The organism is Micromonospora sp. NBC_01699, from assembly GCF_036250065.1.
Classification (GTDB): domain Bacteria; phylum Actinomycetota; class Actinomycetes; order Mycobacteriales; family Micromonosporaceae; genus Micromonospora_G.
Genome location: NZ_CP109199.1, coordinates 2,481,009 through 2,503,226, shown reverse-complemented (window position 1 = coordinate 2,503,226; position 22,218 = coordinate 2,481,009). Strand labels below are relative to the sequence as shown.

The 22,218-nt window shown below is 69.9% G+C and carries 23 protein-coding genes; 16 read left to right on the top strand and 7 right to left on the bottom strand.

Features of this window, described 5'->3' with window-relative positions; translation table 11 throughout:
- Positions 1-1,809 carry an aspartate--tRNA ligase gene (aspS, locus tag OG792_RS11290; protein ID WP_329111204.1) on the bottom strand — a complete coding sequence of 603 codons (1,809 nt, stop codon included), beginning with the start codon at positions 1,807-1,809 and terminating at the stop codon, positions 1-3.
- A gap of 368 nt (positions 1,810-2,177) precedes the next feature.
- On the opposite strand from aspS, the gene OG792_RS11285 reads away from it, so the two are divergent.
- The 6 genes from OG792_RS11285 (at position 2,178) to OG792_RS11260 (ending at position 8,113) form a co-directional block, all read left to right on the top strand.
- On the top strand, positions 2,178-3,785 hold the full coding sequence (locus tag OG792_RS11285) for an ABC transporter substrate-binding protein (protein WP_329109309.1): 1,608 nt from the start codon (positions 2,178-2,180) through the stop codon (positions 3,783-3,785).
- 96 nt (positions 3,786-3,881) lie between these two features.
- Entirely contained in the window at positions 3,882-4,832 is a 951-nt protein-coding gene (locus OG792_RS11280) for an ABC transporter permease (RefSeq protein WP_329111202.1), read from the top strand.
- Positions 4,829-5,731: an ABC transporter permease gene (locus OG792_RS11275; RefSeq protein WP_329109308.1), complete on the top strand. Its 903-nt coding sequence runs from the start codon at positions 4,829-4,831 to the stop codon at positions 5,729-5,731. The genes OG792_RS11280 and OG792_RS11275 overlap by 4 nt, the downstream gene beginning before the upstream one ends.
- Positions 5,728-6,528: an ABC transporter ATP-binding protein gene (locus OG792_RS11270; protein WP_329109307.1), complete on the top strand. Its 801-nt coding sequence runs from the start codon at positions 5,728-5,730 to the stop codon at positions 6,526-6,528. Before OG792_RS11275 ends, OG792_RS11270 begins: the two co-directional genes overlap by 4 nt.
- Entirely contained in the window at positions 6,525-7,328 is an 804-nt protein-coding gene (locus tag OG792_RS11265) for an ABC transporter ATP-binding protein (RefSeq protein WP_329109306.1), read from the top strand. The genes OG792_RS11270 and OG792_RS11265 overlap by 4 nt, the downstream gene beginning before the upstream one ends.
- Positions 7,325-8,113, top strand: coding sequence for a DUF1684 domain-containing protein (locus tag OG792_RS11260; protein ID WP_329109305.1), 789 nt, complete (start codon positions 7,325-7,327; stop codon positions 8,111-8,113). Before OG792_RS11265 ends, OG792_RS11260 begins: the two co-directional genes overlap by 4 nt.
- 89 nt (positions 8,114-8,202) lie before the next feature.
- Here OG792_RS11260 and OG792_RS11255 read toward each other — a convergent pair whose 3' ends face one another.
- The gene (locus tag OG792_RS11255; RefSeq protein ID WP_329109304.1) at positions 8,203-8,862 is read right to left on the bottom strand and encodes a hypothetical protein; all 660 of its coding nucleotides are present in this window, start codon (positions 8,860-8,862) and stop codon (positions 8,203-8,205) included.
- 453 nt (positions 8,863-9,315) lie between these two features.
- Here OG792_RS11255 and OG792_RS11250 point away from each other — a divergent pair, with 453 nt between their 5' ends.
- The 10 genes from OG792_RS11250 (at position 9,316) to OG792_RS11205 (ending at position 17,223) form a co-directional block, all read left to right on the top strand.
- On the top strand, positions 9,316-10,008 hold the full coding sequence (locus OG792_RS11250; RefSeq protein ID WP_329109302.1) for a hypothetical protein: 693 nt from the start codon (positions 9,316-9,318) through the stop codon (positions 10,006-10,008).
- Between the two features lie 417 nt (positions 10,009-10,425).
- Complete coding sequence (locus OG792_RS11245) at positions 10,426-10,728, top strand: urease subunit gamma (RefSeq protein WP_329109300.1); 303 nt, start codon at positions 10,426-10,428, stop codon at positions 10,726-10,728.
- Between the two features lie 41 nt (positions 10,729-10,769).
- Complete coding sequence (locus OG792_RS11240) at positions 10,770-11,234, top strand: urease subunit beta (RefSeq protein WP_329109298.1); 465 nt, start codon at positions 10,770-10,772, stop codon at positions 11,232-11,234.
- Positions 11,231-12,940 carry an urease subunit alpha gene (locus tag OG792_RS11235; protein ID WP_329109296.1) on the top strand — a complete coding sequence of 570 codons (1,710 nt, stop codon included), beginning with the start codon at positions 11,231-11,233 and terminating at the stop codon, positions 12,938-12,940. Before OG792_RS11240 ends, OG792_RS11235 begins: the two co-directional genes overlap by 4 nt.
- A 5-nt stretch (positions 12,941-12,945) precedes the next feature.
- The gene (locus OG792_RS11230) at positions 12,946-13,608 is read left to right on the top strand and encodes an urease accessory protein UreF (protein WP_329109294.1); all 663 of its coding nucleotides are present in this window, start codon (positions 12,946-12,948) and stop codon (positions 13,606-13,608) included.
- A gap of 28 nt (positions 13,609-13,636) precedes the next feature.
- A complete protein-coding gene (gene ureG, locus OG792_RS11225; protein ID WP_442932398.1) occupies positions 13,637-14,347 on the top strand; it encodes an urease accessory protein UreG in 711 nt (236 codons plus the stop codon).
- Positions 14,348-14,367: 20 nt separating this feature from the next.
- Positions 14,368-15,102: an urease accessory protein UreD gene (locus tag OG792_RS11220; protein WP_329109293.1), complete on the top strand. Its 735-nt coding sequence runs from the start codon at positions 14,368-14,370 to the stop codon at positions 15,100-15,102.
- Positions 15,103-15,190: 88 nt separating this feature from the next.
- Positions 15,191-15,502 (top strand): DMT family transporter, encoded by a 312-nt coding sequence (locus OG792_RS11215; RefSeq protein WP_329109292.1) that lies wholly within the window; start codon positions 15,191-15,193, stop codon positions 15,500-15,502.
- 76 nt (positions 15,503-15,578) lie between these two features.
- Positions 15,579-16,256, top strand: coding sequence for a DUF998 domain-containing protein (locus tag OG792_RS11210; protein ID WP_329109291.1), 678 nt, complete (start codon positions 15,579-15,581; stop codon positions 16,254-16,256).
- 127 nt (positions 16,257-16,383) lie between these two features.
- Entirely contained in the window at positions 16,384-17,223 is an 840-nt protein-coding gene (locus tag OG792_RS11205) for an SGNH/GDSL hydrolase family protein (RefSeq protein ID WP_329109290.1), read from the top strand.
- Positions 17,224-17,277: 54 nt separating this feature from the next.
- On the opposite strand, the gene urtE is transcribed toward OG792_RS11205, so the two are convergent.
- From urtE to urtA, 5 genes are read right to left on the bottom strand one after another with little or no spacing between them, the layout of a single operon-like run.
- Positions 17,278-17,967, bottom strand: coding sequence for an urea ABC transporter ATP-binding subunit UrtE (urtE, locus tag OG792_RS11200; protein WP_329111200.1), 690 nt, complete (start codon positions 17,965-17,967; stop codon positions 17,278-17,280).
- Positions 17,968-17,976: 9 nt separating this feature from the next.
- Complete coding sequence (gene urtD, locus OG792_RS11195) at positions 17,977-18,744, bottom strand: urea ABC transporter ATP-binding protein UrtD (protein ID WP_329109289.1); 768 nt, start codon at positions 18,742-18,744, stop codon at positions 17,977-17,979.
- Entirely contained in the window at positions 18,741-19,916 is a 1,176-nt protein-coding gene (gene urtC, locus OG792_RS11190) for an urea ABC transporter permease subunit UrtC (protein ID WP_329109287.1), read from the bottom strand. Before urtC ends, urtD begins: the two co-directional genes overlap by 4 nt.
- Positions 19,913-20,794 carry an urea ABC transporter permease subunit UrtB gene (gene urtB, locus OG792_RS11185; RefSeq protein WP_329109285.1) on the bottom strand — a complete coding sequence of 294 codons (882 nt, stop codon included), beginning with the start codon at positions 20,792-20,794 and terminating at the stop codon, positions 19,913-19,915. Before urtB ends, urtC begins: the two co-directional genes overlap by 4 nt.
- Positions 20,795-20,822: 28 nt before the next feature.
- The gene (gene urtA / locus OG792_RS11180; protein ID WP_329109284.1) at positions 20,823-21,998 is read right to left on the bottom strand and encodes an urea ABC transporter substrate-binding protein; all 1,176 of its coding nucleotides are present in this window, start codon (positions 21,996-21,998) and stop codon (positions 20,823-20,825) included.
- Positions 21,999-22,218: the final 220 nt, after the last annotated feature.

Here is a 22,218-nt window from a genome sequence, read left to right as displayed (position 1 = left end):
TCAGACCGGCTCGACCGGTGCGGCCACCCCGGCGGTGCCGGCCTGGGCCGGGGTCGGCGGCTTCGGCTTGGCGTCGATGCCGGCTTCGAGGCGCTGCTGGGCGGTGACCGGGGTCGGCGCCCCGGTGAGCGGGTCGAAGCCGCCACGGGTCTTCGGGAAGGCGATCACCTCGCGGATCGACTCCGCCCCGGCGAGCAGCATGCAGACCCGGTCCCAGCCGAACGCGATGCCGGCGTGCGGCGGCGGCCCGTACTTGAACGCCTCCAGCAGGAAGCCGAACTTGTCGGTCGCCTCCTCGGGGCTGATGCCGAGCAGGTCGAAGACCCGACTCTGTACGTCGCCCCGGTGGATACGGACCGAGCCGCCACCGATCTCGTTGCCGTTGCAGACAATGTCGTACGCGTACGCCAGGGCCCGGTCGGGTGCCTCCTCGAAGCGCCCCTCCCAGTCCGCGTTCGGCGAGGTGAACGGGTGGTGCACGGCGGTCCAGCCGCCGTCGTCCGTGCGCTCGAACATCGGCGCGTCCACCACCCAGCAGAACGCCCAGGCCGACTCGTCGATCAGGTTCACGCGCTTGGCGATCTCGATCCGGGCCGCGCCGAGCAGCTCCTGCGCCTCGCGCTGGTTGGCGGAGGCGGCAAAGAAGACCGCGTCGCCGGGCTTGGCACCGACGGCGTCGGCGAGCCCGCCGAGGTGCGCCTCGGAGAGGTTCTTCGCCACCGGGCCCCGGGCCTCGCCGGTCTCCGCGTCGAGCACCACGTACGCCAGGCCGCGCGCGCCGCGCGACTTGGCCCAGTCCTGCCAGCCGTCGAGTTCCTTGCGGGTCTGTCCGGCACCGCCGGGCATCACCACCGCGCCGACGTAGCCGCCGGCGTCGATCGCCCCGGCGAACACCCGGAACTCGGTGCCGCGCAGGTACTCGGTCAGCTCGGTCAACTCGACGCCGTAGCGCAGGTCGGGCTTGTCGGAGCCGTACCGGCTCATGGCGTCGTGCCAGGTGATGCGCGGGATCGGGGAGCTGATCTCGTGTCCGGCCAGTTCGCGCCAGAGGGTGGTGACGATCGCCTCGCCGAGGTCGATCACGTCGTCCTCGGTGACGAACGACATCTCGATGTCGAGCTGGGTGAACTCCGGCTGCCGGTCGGCACGGAAGTCCTCGTCCCGGTAGCAGCGGGCGATCTGGTAGTAGCGCTCCATCCCGCCGACCATCAGCAGCTGCTTGAACAGCTGCGGGGACTGCGGCAGCGCGTACCAGGAGCCGGGCTGGAGCCGGACGGGGACCAGGAAGTCGCGGGCACCCTCGGGCGTCGACCGGGTCAGGGTCGGCGTCTCGATCTCCAGGAAGTCGCGGTCGTGCAGCACGCCCCGGGCGAGCTGGTTGGCCCGCGAGCGCAGCTTGAGCGCGTTGGCCGGGCCGCTGCGGCGCAGGTCGAGGTAGCGGTAGCGCAGGCGGATGTCGTCGCCGGCGGCCACCTGGTCGTCGACCGGCAGCGGCAGCGGGGCGGCCTCGGAGAGCACGACCAGGTCGGTGGCGGTGACCTCGATCTCGCCGGTGGGCAGCTCGGGGTTGTCGTTGCCCTCGGGGCGGCGGGTCACCTCGCCGGTGACCAGGACACAGAACTCGTTGCGCAGCGCGTGCGCCGATTCCATGCCCTCGCGGAAGACCACCTGCACCACACCGGAGGAGTCGCGCAGGTCGACGAAGATCACGCCGCCGTGGTCGCGTCGGCGGGCCACCCAGCCGGCGAGCTTCACCGTGCTGCCGGCGTGCGTCGCGCGCAGGCTTCCGGCGTCATGGGTACGGATCACGGCAGGGCTCTCCTCAGGTTCCACGATTTGGCTCCTGCATTCTGTCAGGGTGGCCGTGCGGGTCCGGTGCCCTCCCCCGGACAGCTCCGGCCCGCTGCCCCGACCACCCGCCCCACCCTGGCAAAACGTGGCCAAGATTACTCCGATCGGATTGATAGGGAATCCAAGATCGGGAGTAAGGTCCCTGACATGAGCGTCGCGTATCCGTCCCAGTGTGCTGGGCCGATGGCCGGCGTCGCGCCGGTACGCGGCTGTTGTTGTCGCTGACCGTCCCGTCGTCAGCACCCGAACTTTTCCCGGCCGCCGGCTGCCCAGCGCCGCGCACCGGCCGGCGCGTACGGCCTTCCTCCGCTAATCCCTCGCACCCGATGCCGATCCTCGTCGTCGCGGTCCGCCCCACCTGGAGCCAGCACATGTCGTCCAGCCCTTCCGGGGGACGCTCCCCCGCCCGCCACTTCCGCCGCCGACTCGGCCTGCTGACGGCGGGTGCCGCGATCGGCGCCCTGCTGCTCAGCGCCTGCTCGAACTCGGCCGACAGCCCGGCGGGCAGCGCCGGTGGCGCCGACCCGGACGCGACGATCACTATCGGGTCGCTGAACGAGCCGACCACGCTCAACACCGTCAAGGGCGGTAACACCGGGCACGCCCAGGTGCTGCTGCGCAACGTGGTCGAGGGCCTGACCGTGCTGACCGACGACGGCAAGGTCGACCCGCTGCTGGCGAAGTCGTGGGACATCTCGCCGGACGGTACGACGTACACGTTCCACCTCCAGTCCGGGGTGACCTTCTCCGACGGCACCCCGCTGAAGGCGGCCGACGTGGTGGCCGCGCTCAAGCGGGTGACCTCGGACGAGTCGACCAGCGCCCGCAAGAAGGACCTCTCGATCATGAAGACGATCGAGGCGCCGGACGACAACACGGTGACGGTCGCGCTCAGCCAGCGGTCGCAGTCGTTCCTGTTCTACCTGGCCTCGACCGGGGCCGCGGTGACCAAGGCCGGCGCCGGCAACCCGGAGACGACGGTGGTCGGGACCGGGCCGTACACGGTCGGCACCTGGAAGCAGGGCGACTCGATCAACCTGGTCCGCAACGACAAGTACTGGGGAGACGCGGCGAAGAACAAGGAGGTGGTGTACCGCTTCTTCAAGGACACCACCGCCGAGAACAACGCCCTGCTCGCCGGCCAGCTCGACCTGGTGACCCAGGTGACCAGCCCGGACGTGCTCGCCCAGTTCGAGAACCGGCCCGAGTTCACCATCGTCGAGGGCACCTCGACCACCAAGGAACTGTTCAACTTCAACGACTCGGTGGCCCCGTTCGACAACGTCGACGTACGCAAGGCGATCCGGCAGGCAACCGACCGCAAGGCGCTGCTGACCGCCGTCTGGGCCGAACGCGGTCAGATCCTCGGCTCGATGGTCCCGCCGACCGACCCCTGGTACGAGGACCTGACCAGCATCGACGACCACAACGTCGAGGGCGCCAAGGCGCTGCTGGCCAGGGCCGGCTTCGCGGGCGGGCTGTCGTTCACCGTCGACTACGTGCCGTCGGACTCGATCAACATCGTGGCGCAGGGGCTGAAGAGCCAGCTCGCCCAGGCCGGCATCACCATCACGCTGAACCCGATCGACGACGCCACCTGGACCGACAAGGTCTACAAGAACCACAACTTCCAGGCCACGATCATGACCCACGTCAACCAGCGTGACCTGGTCTGGTACGGCAACCCGGACTTCTACTGGCAGTACAAGAACCCGCAGGTCCAGGAGTGGGTGAAGCAGTCCGAGACGGCCGCCACCCCGGCCGAGCAGACCGAGCTGTTGAAGAAGGTCGCCCGGCAGATCTCCGAGGACGCGGCGAGCGACTGGCTCTACCTCGACCCGGCAATCAAGATCGCGTCCAGCGCGGTCAGCGGCTACCAGAAGAACCTCACCACGGACAGCTTCTATGTCGCCCCGATCAGCAAGCAGCGCTGATTCCCCCGTCAGCGCGCCCTGGCCGGCCGGTACCCGCTCCCCCGGGTCACCGGCCGGCCCTCGGTCGCTGAAGCGTTCACACGGACGGCGGTGACGATGCTCGGCTACCTGCTGCGCCGGCTCGGCTGGCTGGTCGGCTCGCTGTTCCTGGCCGGCTCGGCGGTCTTCTTCCTGCTCCGGGTGCTGCCCGGCGATCCGGCCGTGACCCTGCTCGCGGTCGGCTCGCCACCGGAGCAGATCGAGGCGATCCGCCACCAGCTCGGCACCGACCGCCCCCTGCTCACCCAGTACGGCGACTGGTTCGGCGGGCTGTTCACCGGCAACCTCGGCGACAGCCTGTTCACCCGTACGCCGGTGCTGGAACAGATCGTCGGACGGTTGCCGGTGACGCTGCCGCTGGCGCTGAGCGCCTTCGTGGCCTCGATCCTGATCGCCGTACCGGTGGGGGTGTTCGCGGCCCTGCGCCGCCGCAACGCCGCCGGGGTGGTCGTCTCGGGCCTGGCGCAGCTCGGCATCGCGTTGCCGATCTTCTGGGTCGGCATCGTGATTGTCTGGCTGGTCGCCGTGCAGTGGCGCTGGCTGCCGCCCGGCGGCTTCCCGCGCGACGGCTGGCAGGATCCGGGCGCGGCGGTGCAGTCGTTGGTGCTGCCGGTGGTGACGCTGACCATCGCCCAGGCGTCACTGCTGGTCCGGTACGTCCGCTCGGCCACCCTCGACGTGCTCAACCAGGACTACATCCGGACCGCCCGCTCGCTCGGTTACAGCCTGCCGGGGGCGTTGTGGCGGCACGGGCTGCGCAACGGCGCCGCCCCGGTGGTGAACGTGCTCGGGGTGCTGCTCGCCGGTTCGCTGATCGGCACGGTGGTGATCGAGAGCGTCTTCGCGCTGCCGGGGCTGGGCAGCCTGCTGCTGACCAGTGTCAAGGCCCGGGACCTGCCGGTGGTGCAGGGCGCGGTCTTCCTGATGACCGGAACCGTGCTGCTGCTCGGTCTCGCCGTGGACCTGATCCAGCGGCTCATCGACCCCCGACTGCGAGGTCAGGCGTGACCGTACCGTTGTTGGAACCGACCGTCGCTCGGCCGGAAGCCCCGGTCGTCGCCGGTCGTCGCGCGCGCCGGGGTTGGTCGCCGTCGCTGGTCGCCGGGGCCGTGCTGCTCGGCCTGATCCTGGCGCTCGCCCTGGTCAGCCTCTTCTGGACACCGTACGCGCTGGACCAGGCCACCCCCGGCGGTCGGCTCGCCGGCCCGTCGGCGGACCACTGGGCCGGCACCGACCGGCTCGGTCGGGACCAGTTCACCCAGCTCATGCTCGGCGCCCGAACCGCCGTCTGGGTCGGTACGGCAGCGGTCGCGGTGGCGTTCGCGCTGGGCCTGCCGCTCGGCCTGCTCGCCGCCTCCGGTGGCCGGATCGCCGACGACGCGGTGATCGGCGTGGTCGACATCCTGATCGCCTTCCCGACCCTGCTGCTGGCGATGCTGCTGGTCACCGTCTACGGCGCGTCGACCCTGGTGGCGATCATCGCGATCGGGGTGGGAGTCTGTGCCGAGGTGGCCCGGCTGACCCGGATCTCGGCCAGCCGGATCTTCACCCAGGACTACGTGCTCGCGGCCAGAACCTCCGGCACCGGGCCGATCATGATCCTGGTCCGGCACGTGCTGCCGAACATCTGGCACACCCTGCTGGTCCAGGCCACCCTGGCGTTCGGCATCGCGGTCATCGCCGAGGCGTCACTGTCGTACCTCGGTCTCGGCACCCCGCCGCCGGCACCGTCATGGGGTCGGATGCTCCAGGAGGCTCAGCCGACGGTGAGCGTCGCACCCTGGAACGTGCTGCTGCCCGGCATCGCGGTCGCGATCGCGGTGATCGGCGTCAACCTGCTCGGCGACGGCCTGCGCGAAACCCTCGACCCGCAACTGCGCCGCAGCCGACGGGCGGTGAAACCATGACCACGATCCTCGCCGCCGAGCAGCTCACCGTGACTCTCGACGACCGCACCCTGGTCAAGAACCTGAACGTCGAACTCGCCGCCCGCGACCGGGTCGGCCTGATCGGCGAGTCAGGGTCCGGCAAGTCGCTGACCGCGCTCGCCCTGCTCGGCCTGCTGCCGGAGGGCATGCGGGTCAGCGGCACAATCACCGTCGATGGCCGCGACCTGATCGCCGCACCGGACCGCGACTGGCGACGCGTACGCGGAAACACCGTCAGCATGGTCTTCCAGGAACCGCTGACCGCGCTCGACCCACTGATGCCGATCGGCCGACAGATAGCCGGCCCGCTGCGGTTGCACCGGGGCCTGAACCGGACCGACGCACAGGCTCGGGCGGTCGAGTGGGTAACCCGCGTCGGGCTGCCGGACCCGAAGCAACTGGTCCGGGCCCTGCCGCACGAGATCTCCGGCGGTCAGCGGCAACGGGTCGCGCTGGCGATGGCCCTGGCCTGCCGGCCGAGGGTGCTGATCGCCGACGAGCCGACCACCGCGCTGGACGTGACCGTGCAGGCGCAGATCCTCAGCCTGCTCGACGAACTGATCGAGGAGACCTCGGTGGCGCTGCTGTTCATCAGCCACGACCTGCCGGTGGTGGCGAAACTGGCACAGCGGCTGATCGTGATGCGCGACGGTCGGGTGGAGGAAACCGGCGCCACCGACGACGTCCTGCGCCGCCCCCGGTCGGCGTACGCCCGGCAGTTGGTCACCAGTGCGGCGTCAGTGACCCGCCTGGCGGTTGGGACGGTTGAACAATGAGCACCGAACTGCTCGCCGGTCGGGCGTTGACCCGCCAGTACCCACATCGTCCCCGGCCCGCGCTGGATCAGGTTGATGTCACGATCGACAGTGGAGTCAGCCTCGGGATCGTCGGTGAGTCCGGGGCGGGCAAGAGCACGCTGCTGCGGCTGTTGCTCGGGGTCGACCGGCCGTCGTCGGGATCGGTGGTGTTCGGCGGAGAGCCGTTGGGGAAGGTGCCTCGGCGGGAGTTCCGGAGCCAGGTGCAGGTGGTCTTCCAGGATCCGCGCTCGTCGCTGAACCCCCGGATGTCGGTCGGTGCGATCGTCGCGGAGCCGTTGCGGTCGCTGAAAATCGGCAAGGACCGGGCGGAACGGGCTGATCGGGTGGCCGAGGTGCTGACCGCGGTGGGCCTGCACCCCGACGACGGGCGCCGGTACCCGCACGAGTTCTCCGGCGGTCAACGGCAGCGCATCGCCATCGCCCGCGCGCTTGCCCCGTCCCCCCGACTGCTGCTCGCCGACGAGCCGGTCAGCGCCCTCGACGTTTCCGTACGTCTCCAGATCGTGGACCTGCTGCGGGAGCTGGTCGACACGCTGGGGCTGACGCTGGTGCTGGTGTCGCACGATCTGGCGATCGTCAGCCAACTCTGCCAGCGGGTGCTGGTGATGCGGCACGGCCGAGTGGTCGAGTCCGGCCCGACCGCGACCGTGCTGGAACGGCCGACCCAGGACTACACCCGTGCGCTACTGGCCGCGATCCCGCAACTCCCCACCGACCTGGGCGCGTTGTCAGATGAACGAAACGAGGAGACGACATGAGCGTCGAGACCGAGCTGACCAGCGACAACTTCGCCGACGAGTGGCGCAAGTGGCACGACCAGCGGGAAACGAAGGTCTCTTCCCCCGGCGGTGACCTGACCCTGACCGGCACCAACTGGATCTCCGATGAGACGGTCATCGAGGGTGTGCCGGGGCGCTGGTCGGTCGAGAACGGTGTCGTGCGGGTCAGCGACGCGGCCGGTCTCACCGTCGACGGCGAGCCGGTGACCGAGGCGGTGCTGCGCGACGGGCAGTGGCTCGCCGTGGGCGACGTCGCGCTGGTCATCATCCGCCGGGGGAACGACACCGCCGTACGGACCTACGACCCGAACTCGGAGGGCGTACGGAGCTTCGCCGGCATCGACGCGTTCGCGCCTGATCCGGCCTGGGTGGTGACCGCCGAATTCCGCCCGGCGAAGGTGAACACCACCGAGCACATCGTGCACACCAACTCGGGCCGTGAGGTCGACTACCGGGTGATCGGTACGTTCTCGTTCGCCGTGGACGGTCACGAGGTGGAGATGGTGGGGCTGGACACCGGTCACGTGGGCGAGGCGCACCTGACCTTCCGCGACGCGACGAGCGGGAAGCAGTCGTACGCGGCTTCGCGCTTCCTGTTCGTACCGCTGCCGACGGCGGCCGGTCCGGTGACCCTGGACTTCAACCGGGTGGAGTTGCCCCCGTGCGCCTTCTCCGACGCCTTCATCTGCCCCCTCCCGCCCCGCCAGAACATCCTCCCCTTCCCCGTCGAGGCCGGCGAACAACAGGTACGCGACCAGGCGTGAGTGGCGGATCCGGATCTGAACGGCTCGACCGACCGCTCAGATCCGGATCATGGATAGCGACCACTCGGTCGCTCGACCGGGTGCGCCGGTCAAAGGGGAATGTTCCAGGCCTGGAGCGCAATGGTCACCGCCCCGTTGCCGGCGATGCCGGTAACCTCCACCGCCACCATACGCCAGTCGTCGCCACGTTCGAGAGCTGACTGACGCGAGGTTCGAATGCAGAAGATCGCGCCGTCTCGGACCGGTATGGTCGCGGTCCCCAACGGCGCGGACAGAATCTTCTTGTTGCACTCCTGCGGGGTCATTCCCGGGAGGACTGAGGCGCTGCCTCCGACGCCGTCGCCCAGGCTGAAGGAAGAGGTATCACCTCCGCAGCGTTGGGTGAATCTGAGATCGTGTCCGGTCTGGGGAACGTTGGCCTGGGGCAGGTCGAGGTCGGCATACATCGAGAAGTCACAGGCCGCCGTCAGGGTGAGTTCCTCGTGCTCGTACCGCACCCCGTACACCGTGTTCTCGTCCAACTTGGGCGCTTGTCCGGACGCCGTCGGCCTGACCGACTCCACAGCCGTAACGGTTGGAGCCGGCGCCCCCCGATTCGTCACGGACGGCGCTGGCGGCGGTCCCGGCTGGCCGGTCACCGGCTCGGTCGGGACCCGACCGGCAAGCGCGATGTCCCTCGCATCGTTCGCCTGGTCGATCGCCCGCCAGGCGACCAGTGCCGAGCCGAGTGCCACCAGCAGTGCCAGCACGGACACCGTGATCGCGAACAGGCTGCCCGGTGTGCGCTTACGACCCGAGGATTGATGCTCCTGGTACGGCGGTCCGACCAGCGGCGGCTGGCCGGTTGGACCGGGCCCACCGGGAAAGGTCGACGCGGACGGACCCGACTCCGACGCGGACGGCGGGCCGATGACCAGTGGACCGGTCGGTTGACCGGTCGACGCAGTTGGTGGCGGGCCGGCGGGTGACGGCGGGGGTGAGGGAAGGTTGGGGTTAGGGTCTGGCGCGGTCACCGCGCGCACCTCCTTGTTTGGCATGATGGCCCCGGCGGCATGCACCATTGTGGAGGCCGACTCGTATTCTCCACAGAGCTTTCTTCTCGCCGTTGTCGTCAATCTGTCAGTGATCGAGCAACGTGATCATCGGATGGAACTCCATGATCACAGACCCAAAGTTCCCGAAGCCGAGCTATCAGGTGACCTGTGTCCGAGACCGAAAACCGTACCCCAACCACGGACAACGACGGCGTGCGAGAGCGTCGCGGCTCAAAGCGACGCGAGATAGTGACCATATCGCTCACCGCGATCGGAGTGATCATCGGCGTGCTGGCCTGGCAACTTCCACAATCGGGACCGTCGGGTTCCCCACCCGGCGGCGCGGTCTCGCCGCCCGCGTCGACGGCCACTGGCACCGGCACACCCCCGACCCCCCCGGGACCGACCACCGGGCCACCGGCGATCACCCACTTCGACGGCCTGGAATTGCTGACCGGCAACGCCAACCTCGTCGACCTGCCACGAGGGCTGGAGAATCAGCCTGGGTACGAGCACCGAATCGTCATTCAGTGTCCCAGCAACCGGCCCAGCGACAAGACCCGAGAGGTCGGTTACCAACTCAGTGGCAGATACCTGGACCTGTCCACGACAGTCCGCCCCCACTTCCCCACGGGCCGCGCTGACGCTCGGGTGGAAGTGATAGCCCTGGCCGTGACCAAGAATCGCGACCAGACCCTCACCTCGGTGACGAAGGGGCAGGTCGTGGTGGCGAATGGCGCCACCGCGCCCTTGACCGCGGCGGTCGACGGCGCCGATCAGTTGACGATTCAGGTGAAATGCGAATGGCCCGAGGGCGTCGTCATTCTCACCGACGCCGGCCTTAGCCGGGCGCCCGCCTGACCCGTACCGACCCTGTCTCGGGTGCGCCGGCAGGGGTTCCGGCGTGGGATTCGATCACCGTCAGCGAACGCCGAACCGGTGACGGTGATCGTCTTCACCCGCTGGCGGCCGCACTCGGCAGGGCCGCCGCCGCTTCCTCACCGCGCATCCGGGCACCGTCGGCGCGAGCGGAGCCAGCACGGTCATGCCGACCGTACGGGCCGGTGCCGGCCGTTCACGCTCCGCAACAGACAGCCCATCCCATCCTCCGTGTTCGCGACCCCGTGACGGCGCAAAGCTGCGTACATTGGCGAGGCTACCGGGAGTGACCGAGCTACATGGCCTTCGAACAGTGGTCGCGGTAGCGAGGCGTAACACCTGCGCAACCTGCGACTGGCACGATCCACATTGTTCGCTCCCCTGTCCGGAGGTACTGCGTTGTTCCTCACCCGACACGAGCAGGACCGGTTGCTCATCCACGTCGCCGCCGACGTCGCCTGGCGTCGGCGCGAGCGCGGGCTACGGCTGAACCACCCGGAAGCGACGGCGGTGATCACCGCGTTCCTCCTGGAGGGGGCGCGCGATGGTCGCAGCGTTTCTGACCTGATGGACGCCGGCCGGCGGGTGCTCGGCCGCGAGGACGTACTCGACGGCGTGCCCGAGATGTTGCCCGAGGTGCAGGTCGAGGCGACTTTCCCGGACGGTACGAAGCTGGTGACCGTACACGACCCGATCTCGTAGGCCAGGAGCCCCGCAGCGGCTCCGTTGGGAAGGTGGACCACATGATCCCGGGCGAGGTGTTTCCTGGTGCGGGCGACATAGAGATCAACGCCGGACGACCCGTGCTGACCCTGCCGGTCGCCAACACGGGTGACCGGCCGGTGCAGGTCGGCTCGCACTACCACTTCGCCGAGGCGAATCCCGCACTGGAGTTCGACCGATCCGCCGCCTGGGGACACCGTCTCGCCGTACCGGCCGGCACCGCTGTCCGCTTCGAACCCGGCATCAACCGCGAGGTAGACCTGATCCCCCTGGCCGGCGCCCGCATAGTCCCCGGCCTCCGCGCCGCCTCCGCCGGCCCCCTCGACCCCGTCGACCCCCTCGACCCAGTCGTTGATCATGAAGTTAGCGCAGAATTCGGGCCCAAAAACCGCGCTAACTTCATGATCAACGGGGCGAGCGAGGCAGGCGGCGGCGGGGCGGGCGGCGGGGGCGGCGGGACAGCAGGCGGGGAGGGGGCGTTGTGAGCAGGTTGGATCGGCGGCGGTATGCCTCGCTGTACGGGCCCACCACGGGGGACCGGATCAGGCTCGCGGATACGAATCTGCTCGTTGAGATCGAGCGGGATTACTGCGGGTACGGGGACGAGGCAGTCTTCGGCGGCGGCAAGGTGATCCGGGAGTCGATGGGGCAGTCGATGGCCACCCGGGCCGAGGGTGCGCCGGACACGGTCATCACGGGTGTGGTGGTGCTGGATCACTGGGGCGTCGTGAAGGCGGATGTCGGGATCCGGGATGGGCGGATCGTCGCGCTCGGGAAGGCCGGTAACCCGGACACAATGGACGGTGTGCACCCTGATCTGGTGATCGGGCCGGGTACGGAGATCATCGCCGGCAACGGGAAGATCCTGACCGCCGGTGGCATCGACAGTCACGTACACCTGATCTGTCCGCAGATTCTGGAGACGGCGCTGGCCAGCGGGATCACCACGATCATGGGTGGTGGCACCGGCCCGGCCGAGGGGACCAAGGCGACCACCGTCACGCCGAACGCCTGGTACCTGGCCCGGATGTTGGCCTCGATCGACCCGTGGCCGGTGAACGTACTGCTGCTGGGCAAGGGCAACACGGTCCGCGAAGAGTCGATGTGGGAGCAGTTGCGCGGCGGCGTGGGCGGCTTCAAGCTGCACGAGGACTGGGGCACCACGCCGGCCGCCATCGACGCCTGTCTGCGGGTCGCCGACGCGTCCGGGGTGCAGGTGGCGATCCACACCGACACCCTGAACGAGGCGGGTTTTGTCGCCGACACGCTGCGCGCGATCGGCGGCCGGTCGATCCATGCCTATCACACCGAAGGGGCCGGCGGCGGGCACGCGCCGGACATCATCACCGTCGCCGCCGAACCGAACGTGCTGCCGTCGTCGACGAACCCGACCCGGCCGTACACGCGTAACACGCTGGACGAACACCTCGACATGCTGATGGTGTGCCATCACCTGAATCCGACCGTTCCGGAGGACCTGGCGTTCGCGGAGAGTCGGATCCGGCCGAGCACGATGGCGGCCGAGGACGTGCTGCACGACCTCGGGGCGATCTCGATGATCGGGTCGGACGCGCAGGCGATGGGCCGGGCCGGCGAGGTCATCCTGCGTACCTGGCAGACCGCGCACGTGATGAAGGCCAGGCGCGGCTCGCTGCCCGGTGACGGGGCCGCGGACAACCAGCGGGCCCGACGGTACGTGGCCAAGTACACGATCTGCCCCGCCATCGCGCACGGTATCGAGTCCGAGGTCGGCTCGGTCGAGTCGGGCAAGCTCGCCGACCTGGTGCTCTGGGATCCGGTGTTCTTCGGCGTACGCCCACACCTGGTGATCAAGGGCGGCATGATCGCGTGGGCGCAGATGGGTGACGCCAACGCCTCGATCCCGACCCCGCAACCGGTGCTGCCCCGCCCGATGTTCGGCGCGTACGGCACCGTGCCGGCACAGACCAGCCTGGCGTTTGTCGCGCCGGCCGCGATCGAGGACAACCTCGCCGAGCGGATCGGGTTGGGTCGACGGCTCGCCCCGGTGGCCGATGTCCGGTCGCGCGGCAAGGCGGACATGCCGCTCAACGACGCGCTGCCCCGGATCGAGGTGGAGCCGGACACCTTCACCGTCCGGATCGACGGCGACGTGATCGAGCCCGAACCGGCGATGGAGTTGCCCATGGCCCAGCGCTACTTTCTCTTCTAGCCACCATGTCGTCCCTGGCCACGCTGCTGGTGCTCGCCGACGGGCGGCTGCCCGCAGGCTCGCACGCCCACTCCGGTGGGCTGGAGTCGGCGGTCGCCACCGGACGGTTGCGGGACCTGGCCGGGCTGGCCGAGTTCCTGCGCGGTCGGCTCGCCACCACGGGCCGGGTCGGCGCGGCGTTCGCGGCATCGGCCTGCGCCGGCCGGGTGCCGGCCGGTGACCTGGACGACGGCCTGGACGCGCGTACGCCCTCACCCGCGCTGCGGCGCACGTCCAGGGCCCAGGGCAGGGCACTGGTACGCGCCGGACGGGCGATCTTCGGCCCGGTGGCGGTGCCGGTCGGGGCGTCCCCGACCGGTCTGCATCAGCCGGTGGCTCTCGGCCTGGTGGCGGCCGCCGCCGGGCTGGGCCCGACCGAGGCGGCGGTGGCCAGCGCGTACGGGTCGGTCAGTGGTCCGGCCAGTGCCGCCGTACGGCTGCTCGGTCTTGATCCGTACGCGGTCCATGCTCTGCTCGCCGGCCTGGCCGGCGAGTGCGACCGGTTGGCGGCTGACGCGGCCGACCGGGTCGGTGATCCGGTCGACAACCTGCCCGCCGACTCCGCTGTCCTGCTGGAGATCGGCGCCGAACTGCACGCGAGCCAGGAGGTGCGTCTCTTTGCATCCTGATAGTTCTCACCCGGTCGGGACGCCGCACGTGCACGATCCGGACGAGCCGCCGCACACCCATCCCGATCCGGGAGTGGATCCGCATCCACCGCTGGCCGACGGTGGTCGGGCGGTGCGGATCGGGATCGGCGGGCCGGTCGGTTCCGGCAAGACCGCGCTGGTCGCGGCGTTGTGTCGGACGTTGTCGGCGGAGCTGCGGCTGGCGGTGGTGACCAACGACATCTATACCACCGAGGACGCGGACTTCCTGCTCCGGCACGGGGTGCTGCCGGCCGAGCGGATCCGGGCGGTGGAGACCGGTTGCTGCCCGCACACCGCTATCCGGGACGACATCTCGGCCAACCTCGACGCGGTCGAGGAGTTGGAGGCGACGCTCGGGCCGCTGGACCTGGTGCTGGTGGAGAGCGGCGGGGACAACCTGACGGCGACGTTCAGCAAGGGGCTGATCGACCAGCAGATCTTCGTGGTCGACGTGGCCGGCGGCGACAAGGTTCCGCGCAAGGGCGGGCCGGGTGTGACCGGCGCCGACCTGCTCGTGATCAACAAGACGGATCTGGCGCCGCTGGTCGGGGCGGACCTGTCGGTGATGGCGCGGGACGCGGCGGCCCGCCGGGGCGACCTGCCGACGGTGTTCCTCTCCCTGGTCCAGGACCGGGCGGCGACACCCGTCGCGGACTGGGTACGCGCCCTCGTCGCCAACCCGGAGCGGCGCGGCGTACGGCAGCCGGCTCCGTACTGATGCGGGCGGTTGCCCGGATCGTGGCAGGGGTGGACGGCTCGGGCAGAACCAGGCTGACCGAGCTGCGCGGGGAGGCCCCGCTGCTGCTGCGGCGTACCGTGCCCGACGGCGAACCGGGTGAGGTGCAGGTGCACCTGGTCGGCGGCGCGGCCGGACCGCTGGGCGGGGACCGGTTGCGGATCGAGATCGAGGTCGGTGCCGGGGCGCTGCTGTGCGTACGGACGGTGGCGGCGTCGCTGGCGTTGCCGGGGGCGACCGGCGGGCAGTCCCGGCTGGACGTGGCCGCCCGGGTCGGCGCGGGCGGGCGGCTGCGCTGGCTGCCCGAGCCGCTGATCGGGGCGGCCCGCTGTGATCACCTGTCCCGTTCGATGGTGACGCTGGCGGACGGCGCGGCCCTGGTCTGGCGCGAGGAACTGGTCTGTGGGCGGCACGGCGAGCGGGTCGGTGACGTACGGATCGACACCAGCGTCTGGTACGCCGGCCGTACGCTGCTGCGCAACGCCCTGGCGGTGGGGCAGGGTTCGCCGGGCTGGGCGGGGTCGGCCGTGCTCGGCGGTGCGTCGGTCGTCGGGACACTGCTGCGGGTCGAGCCGGAGTGGGCGGTGAGCGGGGTGCCGGCGGCGGCGCCGGTCGGGGCGTACGCGGCTCGGATGCCGTTGGCCGGCGGGCCGGGGGTGCAGGTCAGCGCGGCCGGCACCGACCTCGCCGTGATCCGTCGCGCCCTGCACGAGCAGGCGATGTCGGCGCAGCGGTGAATCGGGGGGCTTCCCGTCGGCGGGTACGCGAACGCGCATAGGGTTCGCGTTCGAGGCCGGAACCGGGGGGACGCGGATGATGTGGATCTTGTTGGGCATCGCGATCCTCAGTGAGGTGACCGCGACGATCGCGCTGCGGATCTCCGAGGGGTTCTCGAAGCTGGTGCCGTCGATCATCGTCGTGGTCGGCTACGTCATCGCGTTCGCGCTGCTCGCCGAGGTGCTCAAGCGCGGCATGCCGGTCGGTGTGGCGTACGGGGTCTGGTCGGCGATCGGGGTGGCCCTGGTCGCGGTGATCGGCGCCGCGTTCCTCGGTGACAGCCTCACCTGGATCCAGGTCGGCGGACTGGTGCTGGTGATCGCCGGAGTCGCGGCACTGGAGCTGGGCGCGCGTCACTGATGGTGCCTACCGGTGGGGCTCGCCGACCGTCCGCAATCGCCGGACCTGCACCGATGCTCCGCAGTACGGTGACCGAATGCGACCGGTGCCGTGGTGGGCCCTACTCTCCGCCATCGGTGCCCCGTTCTTTCTGATCGGCGGTTGGACCGCCGGGGCGGCGCGCCAACCCGATCACTACGACCCGGTGTTCGACACCATCAGCGTGCTGGCCGGGCCCGGCGCGACCGACCCGTGGATCATGCAGCTCGGCCTGGCCGCCGCCGGGGCGTGTTACCTGGTCACCGCGGCCGGGTTGGTGGTGGTCGGGGTGCTGGGCCGGATCCTGCTCTCCCTCGGCGGGATCGCCACCGGCCTGGTGGCCCTGTTTCCGCAGCCGGAGAACGGCGGGTCGGGTGAGCACGCCTTCGTCGCCGGGACCGCCTTCGTCGCGCTCGCCCTCTGGCCGGTGGCGTCCGCGGTGGCGCTGCGCAACCGGTTCTGGCCGACCTGGGCCGACCCCGGATCGCCGGGCTCCCGCCGCCCCTGGGTGGTACGCCGACCGGCGGCGATCCTCGCCAGCCTGATCCCGATCGGGCTCTGCGTCTGGTTCGGCGTGGAGATGTTCAGCCGTGGTCCGTGGATCGGGCTGACCGAGCGGTTCGCCGCCGGGACCGAGTCGATCTGGCCGTTGGTGGTGGCGATCAGCGCCCGGCTCGCCCCGACGCGACTGCCGTCCGGCGACGGCGCGGCGGCCGAGCCCAGCCGGGTGGACTGAGCTGCCGGATCACCACCCGGGCGGGCCCTCACGGGTGCCGCCAGCACATTGTGTACAACGATCTCGGTCTATATGCTCGCGGCACCCGTATCCGCCACCACCAGGCAACCGTGATCCGGAGGCCCCCATGTCCCTGTCCCGACGCACCCTGTCCCTGCTCACCGCCCTCGCCGTACTGGTCGGCTCGGTCGTCGTCGGCGCCGTCCCCGCCGCCGCCGACCCCGGCCCCCCGCCGGCCTCGATGTCCAGTCTCGGCGATTCGATCACCCGCGGCTTCAACGCCTGCGGCTGGTACGTCGACTGCACCTCGCGCTCGTTCAGCACCGGCGACGACTCGTCGGTGAACTCCCACTACCTGCGCCTGCGGGCCACCAACCCGGCCATCAACGGACGCAACTACAACGAGTCCGCGACCGGGGCCGACTCCTCGGACCTGCTCGGTCAGGCCAACAGCGCGGTCGCCCGTGGCGTCCAGTACGTCACCGTGCTGATCGGCGCCAACGACATCTGCACCGGCTCCGAGTCGACCATGACGCCGGTCGGCACCTACCGGGCGAACGTCGACGCGGCGCTCAACCGGCTGAAGTCGGGTCTGCCCGGTGCGCGGGTGTTCGTGATCAGCGTGCCGGACATCCAGCGGCTCTGGTCGGTCGGCCGGGGCAGTGCGAGTGCCCGTACGGCCTGGTCGCTGTTTGGCATCTGCCAGTCGATGTTGGCCAACCCGACCTCGAACGCCCAGGCCGACGTGGACCGGCGCAGTCGGGTACGGCAGCGCGTGGTCGACTACAACACCCAGCTCGCCCAGGCGTGTGCCGCGTACGGGGGCAACTGCACGTTCGACAACAACGTGGTGTTCAACTATCCGTTCGCGTTGAACCAGATCTCCGGCTGGGACTACTTCCACCCGAACGCCGCCGGTCAGCAGGTGCTGGCCAACGTCACGTACGCCGCCGGCTTCGGCTGGTAGCACGTTGCGGATCGGGGCGGCCGTCCCGTACGGCGCGACCGCCCCGATCCGCCGCTAGACGGCGAGCAGCCGGTGCACGGACTCGTCCCGGAGGTCTGCGCGCTCGCCCGCACGGGCCACCTCGCCGGCGTCGAGGATGACGAACCGGTCGGCGATCCGCAGGGCCAGTTCGAGGTACTGCTCGACCAGCAGGATCGCCAGTCCCAACTCGTTGTGCAGCCGCTCGATGGCGGCCTCGATCTCCAGGATGATCGACGGTTGGATGCCCTCGGTCGGCTCGTCCAGCAGCAGCATCTTCGGGCGGGTGACCAGGGCCCGCGCGATCGCGAGTTGCTGTTGCTGCCCGCCGGAGAGGAAACCGGCCCGGCGGCGCAGCAGCGGTGGCAGGGCCGGGAAGAGGTCCAGTGCCTCGTCCACCGCGCTCTTGTCGCCGCCCTTGGGCGACGCCTCCAGCGCCACCTGGAGGTTCTCCCAGACGGTGAGCTGGGGGAAGGTCTCGTGCCCCTGCGGCACGTAGCCGAGGCCGAGGCGTACCCGCTCGTGGGTCTTGAGCCGGGTGATGTCCCGGTCGCCGAACTCGATCTTGCCGTTCTTCGCCGGCAGCACCCCCATGATCGCCTTGAGCAGGGTGGTCTTGCCGACCCCGTTGCGCCCCATCACGCAGACCAGCGAGCCGCCGGGCGCCCACAGGTCCACCCCGAACAGGGCCTGCGCCCGACCGTACGCGACGTCCAGTCCCGACACCCGCAGCAACTAACCCGCCTCCTTGATCAGCTCGGTGCTCTCCTTACGGGTACGGCCGAGGTAGACCTCCTGCACCCGGGGATCGGCCTGCACCTGCGCCACCGTCCCCTCGCAGAGCAGCCGGCCCTCGTGCAGCACGCTGACGGTGCTGGCGAACCGGCGCAGGAACTCCATGTCGTGCTCGATCACGATCACGGTGTGTTCCCGGGCCACCTCCTGCAACAGCTCCCCGGTACGTTCCCGTTCCGGCCGGCTCATCCCGGCCACCGGCTCGTCCAGCAGCAGCAGGCTCGGCCGCTGGACGACCAGCATGCCGATCTCCAGCCACTGCCGTTGGCCGTGCGAGAGCACGCCGGCCGGCCGGTGCGCGAGATCGGCCAGCCCGGTCGTCTCCAGGGCCGCGGCGACCTCGTCGGAGGTGCCCCGGCGGCGGCGCAGCAGGGCGCCGAGTGGGCGCCGGAAGCTGGCCGCGAGGTCGAGGTTCTCCAGCACCGACAGTTCCTCGAAGACAACCGAGGTCTGGAAGGTGCGCCCGACCCCGAGCCGGACGATCCGGTGCTCGCGCCGGCCGACGAGTTCGGTGCCGTCGAAGGTGACCGAGCCGGACGCCGGCCTGGTCAGCCCGGTGATCACATCGATCAGGGTGGTCTTGCCGGCGCCGTTGGGCCCGATCAGGAAACGCAGCTCACCGGCGGCGACGGTGAAGTCGAGATCGGTGATGGCCCGGAAGCCGGAGAAGGTGACGTTCAGCCCGCGTACCCGGAGCAGTTCGGTCATCTCGCCACCTCGCTCGGTTCGGGCGCCGAGGCGGGCGGCGTGGTCGCCACCGGCGGGTCCGCGGCCCCCGCCGGCTGGTCGTCCGCCACCGGAGATCGGGTACGCCTCCGTCGGTTCACCGCCGCCCGCCCGTCGGCGAGCAGTCCGGCGAGTCCGCGCGGGGCCCAGATCATCACCGCGATGAACATGGCGCCCTGTAGGTAGATCCAGTTGTCGGCCGACTCCTCGCTGAAGACGGTCTTGGCGTAGTTCACCAGCAGCGCCCCGCCGACCGCCCCGGCCAGCGAGTAGCGACCGCCGATGGCCACCCCGACGAGCAGTTCGAGGGAGGCGACGATGCCCAGGTTGGCCGGGCTGAGCAGACCGACCATGGGCACGAACAGGGCGCCGGCGAGCCCGGCCATGCCGGCCGAGATGGCGAACGTGATGGTCTTGACCACGGCCGGGTCGTAGCCGAGGAAACGTACCCGGTCCTCGCCGTCGCGGATCGCGACCAGCAGTTTGCCGAACCGGCTGTGGCTCAGTTGCCAGGCGACCAGGAACGTCACCCCGAGCACCAGCACCACCACCAGGTAGAGCAGCCGTTTGTCGGCCGGGTCGTAGAGGTCGAGGCCGAAGAAGAACTGGAAGTTGGTCAGCCCGTTGGTGCCACCGGTCAGGCCCTGTTGACCGACCAGCAGGATGACGAACGCCGCCGCCAGGGCCTGGGACAGTACGGCGAAGTAGGCGCCCCGGACCCGCTGGCGGAAGACCAGCAGGCCGAGCAGGACCGCCACGGTCACCGGCAGCAGCACCGCCATGGCGATCGCGAAGACCGGGTTGGCGAACGGCCGCCAGATCGCCGGCAGGCTCTCCACCCCGCTCCAGATCATGAAGTCGGGCAGCCCGCCCGGCCCGGCCTCGCGCAGTTTGAGGTGCATGCCCATGGCGTAGCCGCCGAGGCCGAAGAAGACGCCCTGGCCGAGGGTGAGCATGCCGCCGCGCCCCCAGGCCAGGGCGATGCCGACGGCGACGATGGCGAAGCAGAGGTACTTGCCGAGCAGGTCCAGCCGGAACGGCGAGAGCAGGTTCGGCGCGGCCAGGAACAGCAGGGCCACCACGAGGAAGAGCAGCGGTCCGCCGAGCCGGCCCCGCCACCCGTTGCCGGTGCCGGGGACCGTCGGGGCGCTCATGCCAGCCCCCTGGTCCGGACCACGAACATGCCCTGCGGCCGGAACTGGAGAAAGGCGATGATCACCGCGAACAGCACCACCTTGGCGAAGCTGGCGCCGTTGTCGACCCAGAACTCGACGAAGCTGTTCAGAATGCCGAGCGCGAACGCGGCGATCACCGCCCCGCGCAGTTGGCCGAGCCCGCCGGCCACCACCACCAGGAACGCGTCCACGATGTAGTTGGTGCCCAGGGTCGGGCCGACCGGGCCGATCAGCGTCAGCGCCACCCCGGCGACCCCGGCCAGGCCCGAGCCGATGAAGAAGGTGAGCTGGTCGACCCGTCCGGTGGCGACGCCGCTGACCTCGGCGAGCTGCCGGTTCTGCATCACCGCGCGCATCCGCCGGCCGTGTCGCAGCCGGGTCAGGTAGGCCCAGATGCCGACCACGCAGGCGGCGGCGAGCAGCATGATGAAGATCCGGTTGTACGGCAGCCGTACGCCGCCGAGGTCCAGTCCGCCGGTGAGCCAGCCGGGTGCGCGTACCTGGACGTTGGGGGCGCCGAAGATGTCCCGGGCCACCTGTTGCAGGACCAGGCTGACGCCCCAGGTGAGCAGCAGGGTATCCAGTGGGCGGCCGTAGAAGTGCCGGATGGCCAGCCGTTCGAGGACCAGCCCGAGCAGCCCGCCGACCAGGAACGCGACCGGGATGGCGGCCGGCACCGCCTGTGCCCCGAACACCGGTTGCAGCAGGTACGCGGTGTACGCGCCGGCCATGATGAACTCGCCGTGGGCCATGTTGATGACGCCCATCTGGCCGAACGTGAAGGTCAGCCCGAGCGCGATCAGCAGCAGCACCGCGCCGATGCTGGCGCCGATGACCAGTTGGTTGAGTGTCGCCACCGGTGACTCCTCCTCCCGTCGCCGCCGGTCAGGACAGCCCGCTGGCCCAGGGATAGCCCTTGAGGTACGGGTCTGGCTTGATCGGCTTGCCGGAGTTCCAGACCTCCTTGATCTGCCCGTCCGGCTGGACCAGCCCGATCCTGGCGGTCTTGAAGACGTGCTGGTTCTCGCCGTCGATGGTGACGGTGCCCTCGGGCGCGTCGAGGGTGATGCCGCCGGCCGCCGCCTTGACCGCCGCGACGTCGACACTGCCGGCCTTCTTGACCGCCTCGGCCCAGAGGTGGACGGCGTTGTAGCCGGCCTCCATCGGGTCGGAGGTGACCTTCGCGGCGCCGTACTTGGCCTTGAACGCCTTGACGAAGGTGTCGTTACGGGCGCCGGTGGTGGTCTGGTAGTAGTTCCAGGCGACCAGGTGACCGGCGACGTTGTCCGCGCCGATGCCGACGACCTCCTCCTCGGCGACGCTGACCGAGACCGTGGGCATGGTCTGCGCGGTGATGCCGGCGCTGCGCAGCTGCTTGAAGAAGGCGACGTTGCTGTCCCCGTTGAGGGTGTTGAAAACGGCGTCCGGCTTGGCCTGCTGGAGCTTGTTGACCACGGTGCTGTACTCGGTGTGGCCGAGCGGGGTGTACTCCTCGCCGAGGATCTCCATCCCGTTCGCGGCCGCGTACGCCTTGATGATCTTGTTTGCGGTGCGCGGGAAGACGTAGTCGCTGCCGACCAGGAAGATTTTCTTCTTGCCCTGTTCGGCGAGGTAGTCCAGGCCGGGCACGATCTGCTGGTTGGTGGTCGCCCCGGTGTAGAAGATGTACGGGGAGCTTTCGAGCCCCTCGTACTGCACCGGGTACCAGAGCAGCGCCTTGTTGCGCTCGAACACCGGCAGCATCGCCTTGCGACTGGCCGAGGTCCAGCCGCCGAAGACGGTGGCGACCTTGTCCTGCGAGATCAGCTTCTGCGCCTTCTCGGCAAAGGTGGGCCAGTCCGAGGCGCCGTCCTCGACCACCGGCTCGATCTTCTTGCCGAGTACGCCCCCGGCCGCGTTGATCTCCTCGATCGCGAGCAGCTCCGCGTCCCGTACGGTCACCTCGCTGATCGCCATCGTGCCGCTGAGCGAGTGCAGGATGCCGACCTTGATGGTGGCCGAGTCACCGGCCGAGCTGCCGGGATCCTCGACACAGCCCGCGGTCAGTAGAAATGTCGACAATATACAAAGAGCGGCTAGCCGGTCGCGCAACCCTCGTGCCATCCGGGTCCCCTTCGAGTCGGTGTCGGAGTGCCGCCACCGTAGGAACCAGGGATTTCATGAATCTGAGTACATCGATGTCGTAAATGTTAACGACTGCTCACTTCCACCAAAAGCAGCGGGTGAGCACAAGCATCACCCCAGGTCAGACGCTATACATGCCAGGTATACACGTGGTGTA

What these genes read in the sequence shown, in the direction of transcription:
- OG792_RS11280 (WP_329111202.1), top strand. Translation starts at nt 3,882, where the DNA reads ATGCTCGGCTACCTGCTGCGCCGGCTCGGCTGGCTGGTCGGCTCGCTG.
- OG792_RS11240 (WP_329109298.1), top strand. Translation starts at nt 10,770, where the DNA reads ATGATCCCGGGCGAGGTGTTTCCTGGTGCGGGCGACATAGAGATCAAC.
- OG792_RS11210 (WP_329109291.1), top strand. Translation starts at nt 15,579, where the DNA reads ATGCGACCGGTGCCGTGGTGGGCCCTACTCTCCGCCATCGGTGCCCCG.
- OG792_RS11230 (WP_329109294.1), top strand. Translation starts at nt 12,946, where the DNA reads ATGTCGTCCCTGGCCACGCTGCTGGTGCTCGCCGACGGGCGGCTGCCC.
- urtD (WP_329109289.1), bottom strand. Translation starts at nt 18,744, where the DNA reads ATGACCGAACTGCTCCGGGTACGCGGGCTGAACGTCACCTTCTCCGGC.
- urtC (WP_329109287.1), bottom strand. Translation starts at nt 19,916, where the DNA reads ATGAGCGCCCCGACGGTCCCCGGCACCGGCAACGGGTGGCGGGGCCGG.
- OG792_RS11285 (WP_329109309.1), top strand. Translation starts at nt 2,178, where the DNA reads ATGCCGATCCTCGTCGTCGCGGTCCGCCCCACCTGGAGCCAGCACATG.
- OG792_RS11260 (WP_329109305.1), top strand. Translation starts at nt 7,325, where the DNA reads ATGAGCGTCGAGACCGAGCTGACCAGCGACAACTTCGCCGACGAGTGG.
- OG792_RS11265 (WP_329109306.1), top strand. Translation starts at nt 6,525, where the DNA reads ATGAGCACCGAACTGCTCGCCGGTCGGGCGTTGACCCGCCAGTACCCA.
- OG792_RS11270 (WP_329109307.1), top strand. Translation starts at nt 5,728, where the DNA reads ATGACCACGATCCTCGCCGCCGAGCAGCTCACCGTGACTCTCGACGAC.
- OG792_RS11205 (WP_329109290.1), top strand. Translation starts at nt 16,384, where the DNA reads ATGTCCCTGTCCCGACGCACCCTGTCCCTGCTCACCGCCCTCGCCGTA.